Source organism: Leifsonia psychrotolerans (genome assembly GCF_013410665.1).
Taxonomy (GTDB): Bacteria; Actinomycetota; Actinomycetes; order Actinomycetales; family Microbacteriaceae; genus Cryobacterium; species Cryobacterium psychrotolerans_A.
On record NZ_JACCFM010000001.1, the window covers coordinates 2,202,708 to 2,216,485 of the forward strand.

At 66.3% G+C, this 13,778-nt stretch carries 12 protein-coding genes; 4 read left to right on the forward strand and 8 right to left on the reverse strand.

Going from position 1 to position 13,778, the window contains the following annotated elements:
- Positions 1-67: 67 nt before the first annotated feature.
- Positions 68-1,846 carry an ATP-binding protein gene (locus HNR05_RS10225; RefSeq protein ID WP_179578912.1) on the forward strand — a complete coding sequence of 593 codons (1,779 nt, stop codon included), beginning with the start codon at positions 68-70 and terminating at the stop codon, positions 1,844-1,846.
- A 298-nt stretch (positions 1,847-2,144) separates the two neighbouring features.
- Here the strand turns inward: HNR05_RS10225 and HNR05_RS10230 are convergent, their stop codons facing one another.
- Positions 2,145-2,810, reverse strand: coding sequence for a hypothetical protein (locus tag HNR05_RS10230; protein WP_179578913.1), 666 nt, complete (start codon positions 2,808-2,810; stop codon positions 2,145-2,147).
- Between the two features lie 178 nt (positions 2,811-2,988).
- A complete protein-coding gene (locus tag HNR05_RS10235) occupies positions 2,989-4,425 on the reverse strand; it encodes an NAD(P)H-quinone dehydrogenase (protein WP_179578914.1) in 1,437 nt (478 codons plus the stop codon).
- Between the two features lie 157 nt (positions 4,426-4,582).
- Between HNR05_RS10235 and HNR05_RS10240 the strand changes: the two genes are divergently transcribed.
- Both HNR05_RS10240 and HNR05_RS10245 read left to right on the forward strand, forming a co-directional pair.
- On the forward strand, positions 4,583-5,416 hold the full coding sequence (locus tag HNR05_RS10240; protein ID WP_179578915.1) for a purine-nucleoside phosphorylase: 834 nt from the start codon (positions 4,583-4,585) through the stop codon (positions 5,414-5,416).
- Between the two features lie 212 nt (positions 5,417-5,628).
- Complete coding sequence (locus HNR05_RS10245; RefSeq protein ID WP_179580814.1) at positions 5,629-7,308, forward strand: phosphohexomutase domain-containing protein; 1,680 nt, start codon at positions 5,629-5,631, stop codon at positions 7,306-7,308.
- 175 nt (positions 7,309-7,483) lie between these two features.
- Here HNR05_RS10245 and HNR05_RS10250 read toward each other — a convergent pair whose 3' ends face one another.
- The 6 genes from HNR05_RS10250 to HNR05_RS10275 form a co-directional block, all read right to left on the reverse strand.
- The gene (locus HNR05_RS10250) at positions 7,484-7,756 is read right to left on the reverse strand and encodes a PTS sugar transporter subunit IIB (RefSeq protein ID WP_179578916.1); all 273 of its coding nucleotides are present in this window, start codon (positions 7,754-7,756) and stop codon (positions 7,484-7,486) included.
- On the reverse strand, positions 7,753-8,241 hold the full coding sequence (locus HNR05_RS10255; protein ID WP_343062548.1) for a PTS sugar transporter subunit IIA: 489 nt from the start codon (positions 8,239-8,241) through the stop codon (positions 7,753-7,755). Before HNR05_RS10255 ends, HNR05_RS10250 begins: the two co-directional genes overlap by 4 nt.
- A gap of 66 nt (positions 8,242-8,307) precedes the next feature.
- Complete coding sequence (locus HNR05_RS10260; protein ID WP_343062549.1) at positions 8,308-9,429, reverse strand: adenosine deaminase; 1,122 nt, start codon at positions 9,427-9,429, stop codon at positions 8,308-8,310.
- Positions 9,430-9,672: 243 nt separating this feature from the next.
- Positions 9,673-10,572, reverse strand: a complete 900-nt coding sequence (locus tag HNR05_RS10265) for a hypothetical protein (protein ID WP_179578918.1) — start codon at positions 10,570-10,572, stop codon at positions 9,673-9,675.
- Positions 10,573-10,819: 247 nt separating this feature from the next.
- A complete protein-coding gene (locus HNR05_RS17955; RefSeq protein ID WP_179578919.1) occupies positions 10,820-11,581 on the reverse strand; it encodes an IclR family transcriptional regulator domain-containing protein in 762 nt (253 codons plus the stop codon).
- A gap of 5 nt (positions 11,582-11,586) precedes the next feature.
- Complete coding sequence (locus HNR05_RS10275) at positions 11,587-12,762, reverse strand: adenosylhomocysteinase (RefSeq protein WP_179578920.1); 1,176 nt, start codon at positions 12,760-12,762, stop codon at positions 11,587-11,589.
- A gap of 48 nt (positions 12,763-12,810) precedes the next feature.
- Here HNR05_RS10275 and uriH point away from each other — a divergent pair, with 48 nt between their 5' ends.
- Positions 12,811-13,755 (forward strand): uridine-preferring nucleoside hydrolase UriH, encoded by a 945-nt coding sequence (gene uriH, locus HNR05_RS10280; protein WP_179578921.1) that lies wholly within the window; start codon positions 12,811-12,813, stop codon positions 13,753-13,755.
- Positions 13,756-13,778: the final 23 nt, after the last annotated feature.

The window sequence follows — 13,778 nt, forward strand, 5'->3', positions numbered from 1 at the left end:
GTTCCGGGCATTATTTTGTTGAACTGAACCAAAAGCGCAGGTGAAGCGCGCCCTAAGCTAGATCACTGTGTCTCGCATAACGAAGGTCCTCATCGCCAACCGGGGCGAGATCGCCGTCCGGGTAATTCGGGCTGCCCAAGACAGTGGCATCCTCTCGGTCGCGGTCTACGCCGACCAGGATCGCGATGCCCTGCACGCGCGCCTCGCCGACGAGGCCTACGCCCTCGACGGCACCACCGGTGCCGAAACGTATCTCGTGATCGACAAAATCCTCTCGGTGGCCCGCCGCTCCGGTGCCGACGCCGTGCACCCCGGCTACGGGTTCCTGGCCGAGAACGCCGACTTCGCCCGCGCCGTCATCAATGCCGGCCTGATCTGGATCGGCCCCAGCCCCGAGGCCATCGAGCAGCTCGGCGATAAAGTCTCGGCCCGGCACGTTGCCCAGAAGGTCAACGCACCGCTGGCCCCCGGCACGCTCAACCCGGTGGCGGATGCCGCAGAAGTTCTTGACTTCGTCGACATCCACGGCCTCCCGGTCGCCATCAAGGCGGCCTTCGGCGGCGGCGGACGCGGCCTGAAGGTCGCCCGCACCCGCGACGAGGTTCCCGAGCTCTTCGAGTCGGCGACCCGTGAGGCGATCACCGCTTTCGGGCGCGGCGAGTGTTTCGTCGAGAAATACCTGGATTCCCCCCGACACGTCGAAACCCAGTGCCTGGCGGATGCGCACGGCAACGTCGTGGTCGTCTCGACTCGCGACTGCTCACTGCAGCGTCGCCACCAGAAGCTGGTCGAGGAGGCGCCTGCGCCGTTCCTGACCGAGGCGCAGACCACCGAGCTGTACCGCGCATCGAAGGCCATCCTGCGCGAGGTCAACTATGTCGGCGCCGGAACCTGCGAGTTTTTGATCGGGCAGGACGGCACCGTGTCGTTCCTCGAGGTCAACACGCGCCTGCAGGTGGAGCACCCCGTCTCTGAAGAGATCACCGGCATCGACCTGGTGCGCGAGCAATTCCGCCTCGCCGCCGGCGGCATTCTCGACTACGACGACCCGGTCGCCACCGGTCACTCATTCGAATTCCGCATCAACGGCGAAGACGCCGGCCGAGGCTTCATCCCCTCCCCCGGCCCCATCCACGTCTTCAAGCCGGCCGGCGGCCCCGGCGTGCGCGTCGACAGCGGCGTGCAAGCCGGCGACGTGATCTCTGGCTCATTCGACTCACTGCTGGCGAAACTGATCGTCACCGGTGCCACCCGCGAAGAGGCCCTCGAGCGTTCACGCCGTGCCCTCGACGAGTTCGAGGTCGCCGGCCTGCCGACCGTTCTGCCGTTCCACCGCAAGATCGTGCGCGACCCTGCATTCGCCCCGGCCGACGGCGCGCCGTTCTCGGTGTTCACCCGGTGGATTGAAACCGAATTCGAGAACGACATCGAGCCGTGGAGCGGAACGATGGAAGACGCATCCGGCGCAGAGAAGCGCCACAGTGTCGTCGTCGAGGTCGAAGGCCGCCGCATCGAAGTGACGATGCCCACCCGACTGTTGCCCGGCGCAGCATCGCAGCACACCGCCGGCGTCGCACCGCGCCGTCGTGGCAGCAGCAGTTCGGTGAACACGGCGACCGGCGACGCGGTCAAGGCTCCGATGCAGGCGACCGTTGTGAAGCTGCTCGTGTCCGAGGGCGACGTCGTCGTCAAGGGCGACCTGCTGCTCGTGCTCGAAGCCATGAAGATGGAACAGCCGCTCACCGCTCATAAAGACGGCGTCGTCGGCTCGCTCTCGGCCGAGGTCGGCGCCACAGTCTCGTCGGGTCATCTGCTGCTGACGGTTTTGGACGCGGTCGCCGCGTAACCGACGCTTCACGCGCACGAAAGTGTGGCCGCTCCCGGTTCGGGCAGCGGCCACTTTTTTCTGTCCCCGGATTCGGAAATCGAGACAGTTTCCGGCGCGTCGCACGTCCACAGACGGCGTGTCGCACCACACACCGAATCCGGGGACAGTAAACGGGAAGGCGGATCCCGGTCTCTGGAGCGGCTCGCCGTGCCGAGGCAGGTCGCCGTGCCGAGGCAGGTCGCCGTGCCGAGGCAGGTCGCCGAGGCAGGTCTCCGGGATGGATCGCTGGGGTGGAGCGCCCGGGCGGAGTTCCCGGTTAGACGTGGCCGATGCCGAAGTTCCACGGTGCATAGATCACTGTGGAACCGGTGAAGTCCCGAACAGCGACGGAGTTCGCGTTCGCATACGTATCGTGTGTACGCGGTCCGATTTCTGGTCCGTGTTCGGCCTGGACCACATTGAAATTCTCGGCGCTGAACGGTTCGTCCATCCAACGGGCGAGCCATTCCAGGTCAGCGCCGGGCTGGAAGCCCTGGATCGTCGCGACGGAGACCCCCAATCCCACCATCGGCAGGCTGAACTCCACCTCGAGATTCATGTCCTGCTGGTAGTCGCCCCGCTCGTGGTCGTCACGCAGCGTCACGCCGGGCCAGACGTACTCCGTCGACGGCGACCATTCGATGCCGCCTGGTTTTTCAGCGACGGCCGGAGTGGCGTGCAACACGCCACTCAGCGCCGCAACGAACTCCGCGGCATCGGCATCGTAAGAGAGTTCCTGAATCGTGGTGCCGTCCGCATCGTTGAGATCGAGATTCTCGGGGCGCACGACAATTGATGTGACCGCCGCCAGCGGGTCCACGGTCTGCGGCTCAGGAGTCGCACGGGGCGCGGCGTGCGGCCCGTCAGACGGCGCGCTGCTCGGGCTCCGCGGCGGGGTCGGAATCGGCGCTGCGGCGCATCCCGTCAGCGCAATGGCGCACACGATGAGAGTCGCTAGTGGACGTGTGTATCGCATGTGGAGCCCCCTGTGAACGAATGAGTCGCCTCAGACGTTTTTTAAGGTTACCGCGTTGTATTTTGGACACACCAGAGAGAGCGTCACGTCGATGCGAAGTCGTTACTCGTGACGCCCCAGCGACGGTCCGAGCGGGACGCGGGGCCTACTGCACCACGTGCAGGGCGCGGGCGGCATCCGTGATCGAGCTCGTCAGCGACGGGTAGACCGGGAACGCGCGGGCGACCTCGTCGACCGTGAGCCGGTGCTCGACCGCCAGCGCGAGCGGGAAGATGAGCTCACTGGCCTTCGGCGCGACGATGACGCCGCCGATGACGGCGCCGCTGCCGACACTCGCGAAGAGCTTCACGAAGCCGTCTTTGATGCCCATCATCTTGGCGCGGGGGTTCGAGGCGAGCGGCAGCTTGTAGATTTCGCCGCGGACGAGGCCCTCTTCGATCTGCTTCTGGGTCCAGCCGACGGTGGCGATCTCGGGCTGGGTAAAGATGTTCGCGGCGACGTTGCGCACCTCGATCGGGCTGACCACGTCACCCATCGCATGGAAGACCGCGGTGCGGCCCGACATCGACGCGACGGAGGCCAGCGGCAGGCTGGTCGTGCAGTCACCGGCCGCGTAAATGTTCGGCACCGAGGTGCGGGCGACTCGGTTGACCCGGATGTGCCCGGACTCGTTCAGCTGCACGCCGGCCTCTTCGAGTCCGATGCCTGCCGTGTTCGGGATCGAGCCGACGGCCATCAGACAATGGCTGCCCTCGACGGTGCGGCCATCCGACAGCGTGACGAGCACGCCGGTGGCCGTGCGCACGACGGATTCGGCGCGCGACTTCGCCAGAAGCACCATGCCGTTGCGGATGAAGACGTCTTCGATGAGGGCTGCGGCATCCGCGTCTTCGCCAGGCAGCACCTGATCGCGGCTCGAAATCAGCGTGACCTTCGAGCCGAGCGCGCGGTAGGCCGACGCGAACTCGGCGCCGGTCACCCCCGAGCCGACGACGATGAGGTGTTCGGGCACGGCCTTGAGGTTGTAGAGCTGCGTCCAGGTGAGGATGCGCTCACCGTCGGGCATCGCCGACGCAAGTAGACGCGGGCTCGCGCCGACCGAGACAACGATGGTGTCCGCGTCGATGCGGTCGAAGTCGGTGCCAGAATCACCGGGGGCCGTCGACACGATGACCCCGGACGCGCCGTCGAGACGCCCCTGGCCCTGCACCAGACGCACACCGGCGCGAATCAGGATTGCCTTCATGTCTTCGGACTGCTGGCGGGCGAGGCCGAGCAGTCGCTTGTTGACGGCGGCGAGGTTGATAGCGACGTCCGGGCGGGCTGGTTTTCCGGATTCACCGCGCACGAAGAACTGCACGCCGAGGTCTGTGGCTTCGCGAATCGAGTTCGAGGCTTCGGCCGTGGCGATGAGCGACTTCGACGGCACCACATCGGTGATGACGGCCGAGCCGCCGACTCCGACGCGCTCGATCAGCGTGACCTCGGCCCCTTGCTGGGCGCCGGCCAGAGCGGCTTCGAAACCACCGGGCCCTCCACCGAGTACTGCGATGCGTTGCTTGCGTTCGAACTCGTAGGCCATGCGTCCATTCTCCCGTGCGGACGACCACGGCGCGAATCTCCGACCGGCGCGTGAGCGCATCCGTGCAGCAAAATTGTGCGATTGTCGCAATCCTCTGCTCATATGCGGATTTTCGAGAAATCCTGCCGTATTTTCGGGAGCCAATTAGAGTGGTGGGATGCAAAAAACCGACACCAACCCGCTGGATGCCGTGGGCACCGATCCGTTCGAGGTCGCCGCCGTCGCCGCCCAAGAGATCGCCGCCGCCACGGGAGTTTCCGCCCATGACATCGCCCTGACTTTGGGGAGCGGATGGGCCAAGGCCGCCGATCTGATCGGTGAGACCACCCACACGATTCCCGCACAGGAGATCACCGGGTTCAGCGCCCCCGCGCTGGCCGGACATGCCGGCACCCTCCGCTCGGTGCTGCTGCCGAGCGGTAAGCGTGCGCTTGTGATCGGCGCGCGCACTCACTACTACGAAGGCCACGGCGTGCGCCGGGTCGTGCACAGCGTGCGCACCGCGGCCGCGACCGGCGTGAAGACGATGATTCTCACCAACGGCGCCGGCGGCATTAAAGAGTCCTGGACGCCCGGCACACCCGTGCTGATCAGCGACCACATCAACCTGACGGCCGACTCGCCGCTTGAGGGTGCCACCTTCGTGGACCTGACCGACCTCTACTCCGCGCGTCTGCGCGAGCTGGCCCGCGGGATCGAGCCCACCCTCGACGAGGGTGTGTACTGCCAATTCCGCGGACCGCATTACGAGACGCCGGCCGAAGTGCAGATGGCGAAGACCATCGGCGGTCACATTGTCGGCATGTCCACCGCGCTTGAGGCCATCGCAGCGCGCCAGGCCGGTATGGAGATCCTCGGCATGTCGCTCATCACCAACCTGGCCGCCGGCATCCAGAAGACGCCGCTCAGCCATGGAGAGGTCATCGAGGCCGGTCAGTTGGCCGAGCCCGTGATCAGCGCTCTTCTCGCCAGAATCGTAGCGGCGCTGTGACCGACGCCGGTTTCGAGCGCCCCCGCGGGCGGCACACGGCCGACACCGACTCGGCCCTGCCTCCGGTGATTCGCGCCGAAGACATCGCGACGGTTGCCATCGAATTGCCCCCTCTCACCGGCGCTGCAGCGGCAACGGATGCCGCAGGGTCGGCATCCGACGCGGCCTCCTCGGCGGCCACCGACGCGGCCACCGACTCGGCTACCGACCCGGTGCTCGCCGCGGCCCAGGCCTGGCTCGCTCAGGATCCCGACCCCGAAACCCGCGCCGAGTTGCGTGCACTACTCACGTTCGCGTCGGGCGGGGACACTGCTGCCCTCGCGGATCTGCATAGCCGCTTCGACACTCGCCTGGCGTTCGGTACGGCCGGGTTGCGCGGCGAGATCGCGGCTGGACCCAACCGCATGAACCGCGTGCTCGTCGCCCAGGCCGCCGCCGGGCTCGCCGCCTATCTTCTCGCTCGTGCAGAGCCGGGCACCACGCCATCGGCCGTGATCGGCTATGACGGCCGTAAGAACTCGCAGATCTTCGCGACCGACACCGCCGAGCTGCTCGCCGGTGCCGGTGTGCGCGCCGTGCTGCTGCCGCGTTTGCTGCCGACGCCGGTGCTCGCCTTCGCGGTGCGTCATCTCGACGTCAGCGCCGGCGTAATGGTGACCGCGTCGCATAACCCTCCGAACGACAACGGTTACAAGGTCTACCTCGGCGATGCCAACGAAGGGTCGCAGATCGTCTCGCCCGATGACGGCTTGATCGCCGCCGAGATTCTACGGGTGGCCGAGGAACGCCTGGTCCCCGAACTGCCGCGTTCCGCCTACGAGACCGCGCCCGAGTCGGTCGTTCAGGCCTACATCAGTGCGACCGCCGGCCTGGTGCATGCGCCGCTCGCCCCGGTCAACGCCGTCTACACGGCCATGCACGGCGTGGGCTGGGACACCACACGCCGCGTTCTCGAGGCGGCCGGGTTTGCCCTGCCGACCCTCGTCGACGCGCAGATCGCTCCGGATGCCGCATTCCCCACCGTCGCATTCCCCAATCCCGAAGAACCCGGCGCCATGGATCTGGCGTACCGCACGGCAGATGAGGTCAACGCCGAGCTGATCATCGCGAATGATCCGGATGCCGACCGGCTTGCCATCGCAATTCCTGACCCGACCGCCGAGAACGGCTACCGTCGCCTCAGCGGCAACGAGGTCGGCGCGATTCTCGGTTGGCGGGCGGCCGAGAACGCGGTCGCTTCGGCTGCGGCATCCGGCACCCCGATCGGCACTCTGGCCTGTTCGATCGTGTCGACGCCCGCGCTGCAGGCCGTGGCCGAGGCCTATGGGCTGAACTTCGCCGACACGTTGACCGGCTTCAAATGGGTCTCGCGGGCACCGGGCCTGATTTACGGCTTCGAGGAAGCCCTCGGCTACCTCGTGAACCCGGGCACCGTGCGCGATAAGGACGGAATTTCGGCCGCGCTGGCCTTCCTCTCGCTGGTGAGTGATCTGAAGGCCGAGGGTGTGACGCTCGCGGAGCACCTCAAACGTTTCAGCGCGCGCTTTGGCCACTTCGCGTCAAGCCAGATCTCGGTGCGCGTGACCGACATCTCCGAGATCAGCCGCGTGATGACGCGGCTGCGTCAGAGCCCGCCCGAGGCGGTGGGCGGCATCCGAGTGACGAGCATCGACGATTTGAGCGCCGGCTTCGATGGCTTGCCACCGAGTGACGTGCTGCGCATCCGTCTGGCCGATGGCTCGCGGGTGATGGTGCGCCCGAGCGGCACCGAGCCGAAACTCAAGGTCTACATCGACACGCGCAGCGAGATCGGCAGTGTGCCGGAGCGCACGGCCGCGGCGACCGCTGCGCTGGCCGTGGTCGACGCGGGGATGCGTGAGCTGATCGGCTAAGTCGTGAGAGGGAATTACGAGGTCGCGACACGCTCCACCAGCGAACAACCGTTGATCGAGCGTGTCCATATCCGGTGACCGCTCACGAGAATGGCCCCCGAAGCCGCGACACGCTCCACCAGCGAACAACCGTTGATCGAGCGTGTCGAGATCCGGCCGCGGCGCTCAGCGGCGCTCAGCCGAGGGCGATTTCCAGTTTGGCCGTGAGTTCGTCCAGGTCGAAGTAGTTGTTGATCACGATGACGTCGGAGTTTGTCTTGCCGATCGCGTCGACGAGTTCCGACGAGGTCAAGATGACCTGGGCGTCGGCGGCGACCTCACGTACGTTGCCGACATCCGTTGCGACGACCTCGGCCTCGATCTCGAGCCGTTGCAGCGCCCGCTCGGCGTTAACCTTCAGAATGGCGGATGTTCCGATGCCCGCCCCACAGAGCGCGACGACCTTCATACGTCTGCCGGGTCGCCGGTGCCAGCCGCGTCGTCGTCACTCGCGATGCCGGTCGTGCCCAGCAAACGGCAGACCTCGTCGGGCGTCGTTGCCGCAGCAATCGCCGGAATCACCGTGGGGTCGTTAAAGACGTTGGCCAGCTTCGCGACGAATTGCACGTGCTCATCGGGGCTGGTGACGCAGAGCGCGACAATGACGCTCACGGGGTCATTGTGCGGGTGGCCGAAGGCGACGGGTTCTGCCAACGTCACGATGCTGAGCCCCTCGTGCAGCACGTCGGGGCCCGGTCGAGCGTGCGCCAGTGCGAGTCCCGGCGCGATCACGATGTAGGCACCGAACTCATCGATCACGCCGATCATGCGCGAGGTGTAGTCCGGTGTCGTCGCCCCCGAACGCGCGAGCACGTCACCGGCTGCCGTGACGGCGGAACGCCAGTCGGTGACATGCACCCCGATCGCAATGGAGGAGTGCGGCAGTGGCGGCATCGGCATAAGAACTCTCAGTTTCTGCGTCAGTCGCGTGGGGTGCGCGGCTCACGATGTGGGTGGGGATTAGGCCTGTGCGAATCCGGCGATGATGGCGTCGGTGAGCGCTTCGCGGTCTTCCAACGGCAGGAAGCACGCCGCAGCAGCGTTGAGCTGGAACACCTCAAGATCGTCGGCGTCATAGCCGAACGCATCAGTGAGTAGCGCCAATTCACGGGTCAAAGTTGTCTTGCTCATCAACCGGTTGTCGGTGTTGACCGTCACACGAAAGCCGAGCTGGTAGAGCAGATCGAACGGGTGGTCGATCATCTCATCCCCCCACGCGGAGATCGCGCCGGTCTGCAGGTTCGACGACGGGCTGAGTTCGAGGGCGATCTCACGGTCGCGCACCCACTGGGCAACGGGCCCGAGTGTGACAAAGGTGTTCTCCCCATCCACACGCTCAATCGTCACGTCTTCAGCCAGGCGCACTCCATGGCCCAAACGCAGAGCTCGGCCATCGAACAAGGCCCCACGGATGCTGTCGAGCCCGTCGGCTTCCCCGGCATGAACCGTCACCGGCAGGAATTCCTGGGCGAGATAGTCGAATGCCGCACGCTGATTGCGGGCAGGGAAGCCCAGCTCTGCACCCGCGATGTCAAAGCCGACAACCCCATTGCCGCGGTGGCGCACGGCGAGCTCAGCGACCTCCAGGCCGCGGTCGGCGTGCCGCATTGCGGTGATGAGTTGGCCGATACGAATGTGTGAACCCTCGCCGGCGACGCTCTCGATTCCCGCTTCGATGCCCTCCTGCACGGCCTCGACGGCTTCGTCAAGCGTGAGCCCGCGCGCCAGATGCTGCTCAGGAGCCCAGCGCACTTCGCCGTAGATCACGCCGTCCGCGGCGAGGTCCTCGACGAAATCGCGGGCGACTCGAGTGAGTCCCTCACGAGTCTGCATGACTCCGGTCGTGAATTCGAAGGTCTTCAGGTAGTCGACGAGCGAACCGGAGTCCGCCTGCTTCGCGAACCAGGTGCCGAGCTCCGCGGCATCCGTGGTGGGCAGATCGAGTCCGATCGAGTCGGCCAACTCGATCATGGTCGCCGGGCGAAGTCCGCCATCGAGGTGGTCATGCAACGAGACCTTGGGCAGGTCGTTGATACTCGTCGTGGTGCCGGGGAGCAGGTAACGCGATGGTGTGGTGTTCACTCGTCTAATCTACCGGCGCGACGGCTGGGAGTCTCCCTGTTTCGCACGAGCTCTCCTCCGACTGCGGAAGCCATCGCTTAGCTCAGCGAGCCCCGCGACCTCGCCTTCGTTAACGCACTGTCGCTCCGCGGATGCCGTCCTCTCGCCGGCACCGCGCCATGTGCCCTCGCGAAATGCCCCAGATCGCCCCACGAAGCGGGTTCACGGGGTGATCTGAGGCAATTCGCGACGGATAGGCGGGACCTACGGCAGCCAGCCACGCGAGCGCAGCGCGCGGTCGAGGTCGGCCAGAGCCGTCGCCACCCGCGTGGACTTCAACACTCGAATATGGATCCAGCCTTCTTCGGCGATATGGGCCAGCCGCTCCACATCGCGCGCGTATTGGGCCGAGTCAGTGCGATGCTGCTCACCGTCATATTCGACGAGAACCTTGTATTTCGGATACATCAGGTCGCCGCGCACTCTTTTACGTCCCGGCTTCATCGGAATTTCGAGGTTCGTTTCGGGTTCGGGCAACCCGGCGCGCACGATCAGCAACCTCAGCCAGGTCTCGCGCGGCGACTCCACACGCTCCCGGATCAGCTCGAATGCGGCGCGCAACTTCTTCGCCCCGCGATTTCCTGCTGAGGCGATGACAGCGGATGCAACCTGCTGACGTGTCGCAAGCGGGCTGCGGTAGCCGAGAAGACGGTCTCCCGCCGCGACAAGGTCATCGAGGCTGAGCACGGTGGCGAGTTCACACCAGACCTGTGCGGCAGCCACGACCCGGACCCCCTTGATCCAGGTGACGTCGGGCCACCGATCGAGCGTGTGTCCAACGACTCCGGCTCCGCGTGGAGCCCGCCCGGGCTTCACCGCCGTGACATGCAGCACATCGGTCTGCGCGAACCGAGGAAGGGGCATCTCGTGCAAACGAGCTGCCGTGACGTGGCTGAAGAGCTGGTCCTGCGGCATCCGTGTGGCCCATGCGCGGCAGCGGTCGCCCAGATCAGTCAGGCTGCCGGCGGGCGCGCGAACGCCGTAAAACGGCCGCTCGAGGTCTCCTGAGAGGAGACGTTTCGGTGTGACGCCGAGCGCACGGGCTTCCAGACACGTGAATGGCCTCGCGGTCAGGTCCCGAGGAAGCTGCGAGCGTCGATGCATCCAGACAGGGTGCCAGGCATTCGCCTCGGGCCGCTCGGGTTGTGCACAGGCGTCGGCTCCTCCTGCCGCACCCCGTCCGCTCGTCGTCCCGCGGCTGCGCACCGCGCACCGCGAGATACCCCGAATCGCCCCGTGCGGCGTGCCCATGGGGCGATCTGCGGCAACTCAAGGGAATACGGATGCGGCAACTCACGTCCTGCGGCGGTGGAGGAGGCTGCGGCATCCCGTGCCACGGAGGCTCGGGAAACTAGTCCCCCGAGAGCTCCGGCATCCCGGCCCCCAACTCGCGCACCGTCTCGGCGAGCAACGCACTCACCCGCGGGGCGTCGTTCCCGCCGTAACTCGTGGTCACGCAGGGTACCGTGAGCGCGGCAACGGCCGTGCCGTCGGGGCCGAAGACCGGATGCACCAGATCGAGAATCCCGGCCTGCGCCGCATCGACCTCCTCGAGAAAGCCCTGCTCTCGGGCACGCCTCAGCCGTGCTTCCAGGGCCGCGAGCCCGGACCGCTCGAGGCCCCGCGCGGCCAACTCGTCGAGTACGAAACGACGAGTATCGGGCGCTGCGAACGCGAGAAGAACCGCGCCACTCGTCGTGGCCGCGATCTCGAACGCCGCGCCGACACGCACCCGAAAGCCGAAGTCGCCCGGGCTCTCGACCTGTGCGACAACGCGTACGTTCGCTCCATCGAGCACCGAGAGGTTGCAGGACTGCCGCGTTTCGCTGGCCAACCGCTGCATCGCACCCAGCGAACGCTGCACCAGGCCACGCAGCGGCGGATGCTGGTTGGCGAGTTCGAGCATCCGTGTCGCCAGAAAATAGAGTCCGGACACGCGGTCGCGCAGAATGTAACCGCGGCGCTCGAGCGTTTGGAGCACGCGGAAGATCTCGCCGACGCTGCGGCCAATGTCCTGCGCGATCTGTGCCTGGGTGAGGCCGTCGGAGCGGGAAGCCAGCAGCTCGACGATATCGAGCGCTTTATCGAGAGCGGGGACGGCGTAGCTGGTCACGGCGGCTAGCGGGACGCGTCAAGCGCAGCGAGGAACCGCGTGGCGATCGTGCGCTCGATGTCATGCGGCACCGGCTGGGCGCCGGGCAGCAGCGTCTCGGGCGCGGTGACGACGCGTTCGAGCGAGAGAACCTGCAGCAGAAAGCCCAGATCCATCGACTCGAGCGAGTTTCCCTTGGGAGCAGGCCCGGCGAGGTTGACCATGCGACCGCCGGCGAGCAGTACGACGTGGCGACCATCGGCGAACTCGATGCGCTCGATAGCGTCGGCGACGGTGACCACCGAGGCGGCCTGCTCCCGCAGCGCCGGCACATCGATCTCGGTGGGGAAATGCCCACTGTTGGCGAGCACGACGCCGTCACGCAACAGCGGGAAGACGTCGGCGCTGATGACGTCGGGACGGCCGGTGGCGGTGATGATGACATCGGCCCAGGTGGCCAACTCTGTCGCCGAACCAACCCGGTAGCCGTCGAGGGCGGCCTCGAACGCCTTGAGCACATCGACCTCGACGATGGCGACCTGACCGCCGAACGCACGCAGATACTGCGCGATCCCCCGCCCACACCAGCCGTACCCCACGACGATGAAATGTCGGCCCGGCACCATCAGGTTTGTGATGCGCATGAAACTCTCCACGACCGATTGGCCGACGGCGTGCCGGTTTTCGCCGATGGCTTTGAGCAGGCTGTCGTTGATCACGATCACCGGGAACGGCACAGCACCGGCCAACTCGGTGCGGAGCCTCGCGCCGCCCGATGTCGTCTCTTCGGTTCCTCCGGTGACGGATGCCGTGCGGCCACGCGCCACCAGGCCTGCGGCCAGGTCACCGCCGTTGTCGAGCACGATGTCGGGCTCGGCGTCCAGCACCGACTGCACGTTGCGCAGGTGCTGCTCGAAGCTGTCGGACCGCGCGCCGAAGACCGTCATTCCGGTGGAGCGCAGCACCGCAACGATGTCGTCCTGCGTCGAGCCGTGGTTGCCGGTTGCGATGATCTCGGCCCCGCCCGCCTGCAGCGCTTCAAGCAGCACCGCGGTCTTCGGTTCGAGGTGCAGCGACATGCCGATGCGCCGACCCTCAAACGGTCGGCTGACGGCAAATTCGGCGCGTGCCTGCGCGAGCAGAGGCATGCGAGAACGGATCCACTCGATGCGGGCGCGGCCCGCAGAAACTCTCTCATCCATTTTCAGAACTTTACACATATGAATGTCACTTTCATATAGGTTTCATCTATGGCAACAAAAATCATCCTCGACTGCGACCCTGGCCACGACGACGCGATTGCTCTGCTGCTCGCTCACGGTAGCCCCGAGATCGACCTGGTGGCTGTCACGACGGTCATGGGCAATCAGACTCTCGACAAGGTCACCCGCAACGCCCTGTCGGTGGCTCGTGTGGCCGGCATCACCGGTGTGCCGTTTGCCGCCGGATGCGCCCGCCCGCTCGTGCGCGAGATCGAGACGGCGCCGTCGATCCACGGCGAAAGTGGCCTTGACGGCCCGGTGCTGCCCGAGCCGACCCTCGAGCTTGACCCTCGCCACGCGGTCGACCTCATCATTGACACGATCATGGGCAACGAACCGGGCACGATCACCCTCATTCCCACGGGGGCGCTGACCAACATTGCTCTGGCCGTGCGCAAGGAGCCGCGCATCGTCGACCGGGTCAAGGAGATCGTGCTGATGGGCGGCGGATACAACATCGGCAACTGGTCGGCCACGGCCGAGTTCAACATGGTGATCGACCCCGAAGCCGCGCACATCGTCTTCAACGAGACGTGGCCACTCACCATGGTCGGCATCGATCTCACCCACCAGGCGCTCGCGACCCCCGACGTCGTGGCGAGCATCGCCGCCCTCGGCACCGGCCCGGCACGCTTCGTCGGCGAGTTGCTCGACTTCTTCGGCGAGACCTACAAGGATCAGCAGGGCTTCGACTACCCGCCCGTGCATGACCCGTGTGCCGTTGCGTTCGTGATCGACCGCAGCGTGATGACCGTGCGTCGTGCCCCGCTCGACGTCGAGCTCACCGGAACGCTCACCCTCGGCATGACGGTGGCCGACTTCCGCTCCCCTGCGCCCGTCGACTGCACCACGCAGGTGGCGATTGACCTCGACCACGCCAAGTTCTGGGCGCTCATCGTCGATGCGCTCGAACGCATCGGCGACCCGGAGTAACCTGCCGAATCGGAAGAGCCCGC

What these genes read in the sequence shown, in the direction of transcription:
- HNR05_RS10235 (WP_179578914.1), bottom strand. Translation starts at nt 4,425, where the DNA reads ATGGCCTACGAGTTCGAACGCAAGCAACGCATCGCAGTACTCGGTGGA.
- HNR05_RS10240 (WP_179578915.1), top strand. Translation starts at nt 4,583, where the DNA reads ATGCAAAAAACCGACACCAACCCGCTGGATGCCGTGGGCACCGATCCG.
- HNR05_RS10250 (WP_179578916.1), bottom strand. Translation starts at nt 7,756, where the DNA reads ATGAAGGTCGTCGCGCTCTGTGGGGCGGGCATCGGAACATCCGCCATT.
- HNR05_RS10255 (WP_343062548.1), bottom strand. Translation starts at nt 8,241, where the DNA reads ATGCCGCCACTGCCGCACTCCTCCATTGCGATCGGGGTGCATGTCACC.
- HNR05_RS10265 (WP_179578918.1), bottom strand. Translation starts at nt 10,572, where the DNA reads ATGCATCGACGCTCGCAGCTTCCTCGGGACCTGACCGCGAGGCCATTC.
- HNR05_RS10275 (WP_179578920.1), bottom strand. Translation starts at nt 12,762, where the DNA reads ATGGATGAGAGAGTTTCTGCGGGCCGCGCCCGCATCGAGTGGATCCGT.
- uriH (WP_179578921.1), top strand. Translation starts at nt 12,811, where the DNA reads ATGGCAACAAAAATCATCCTCGACTGCGACCCTGGCCACGACGACGCG.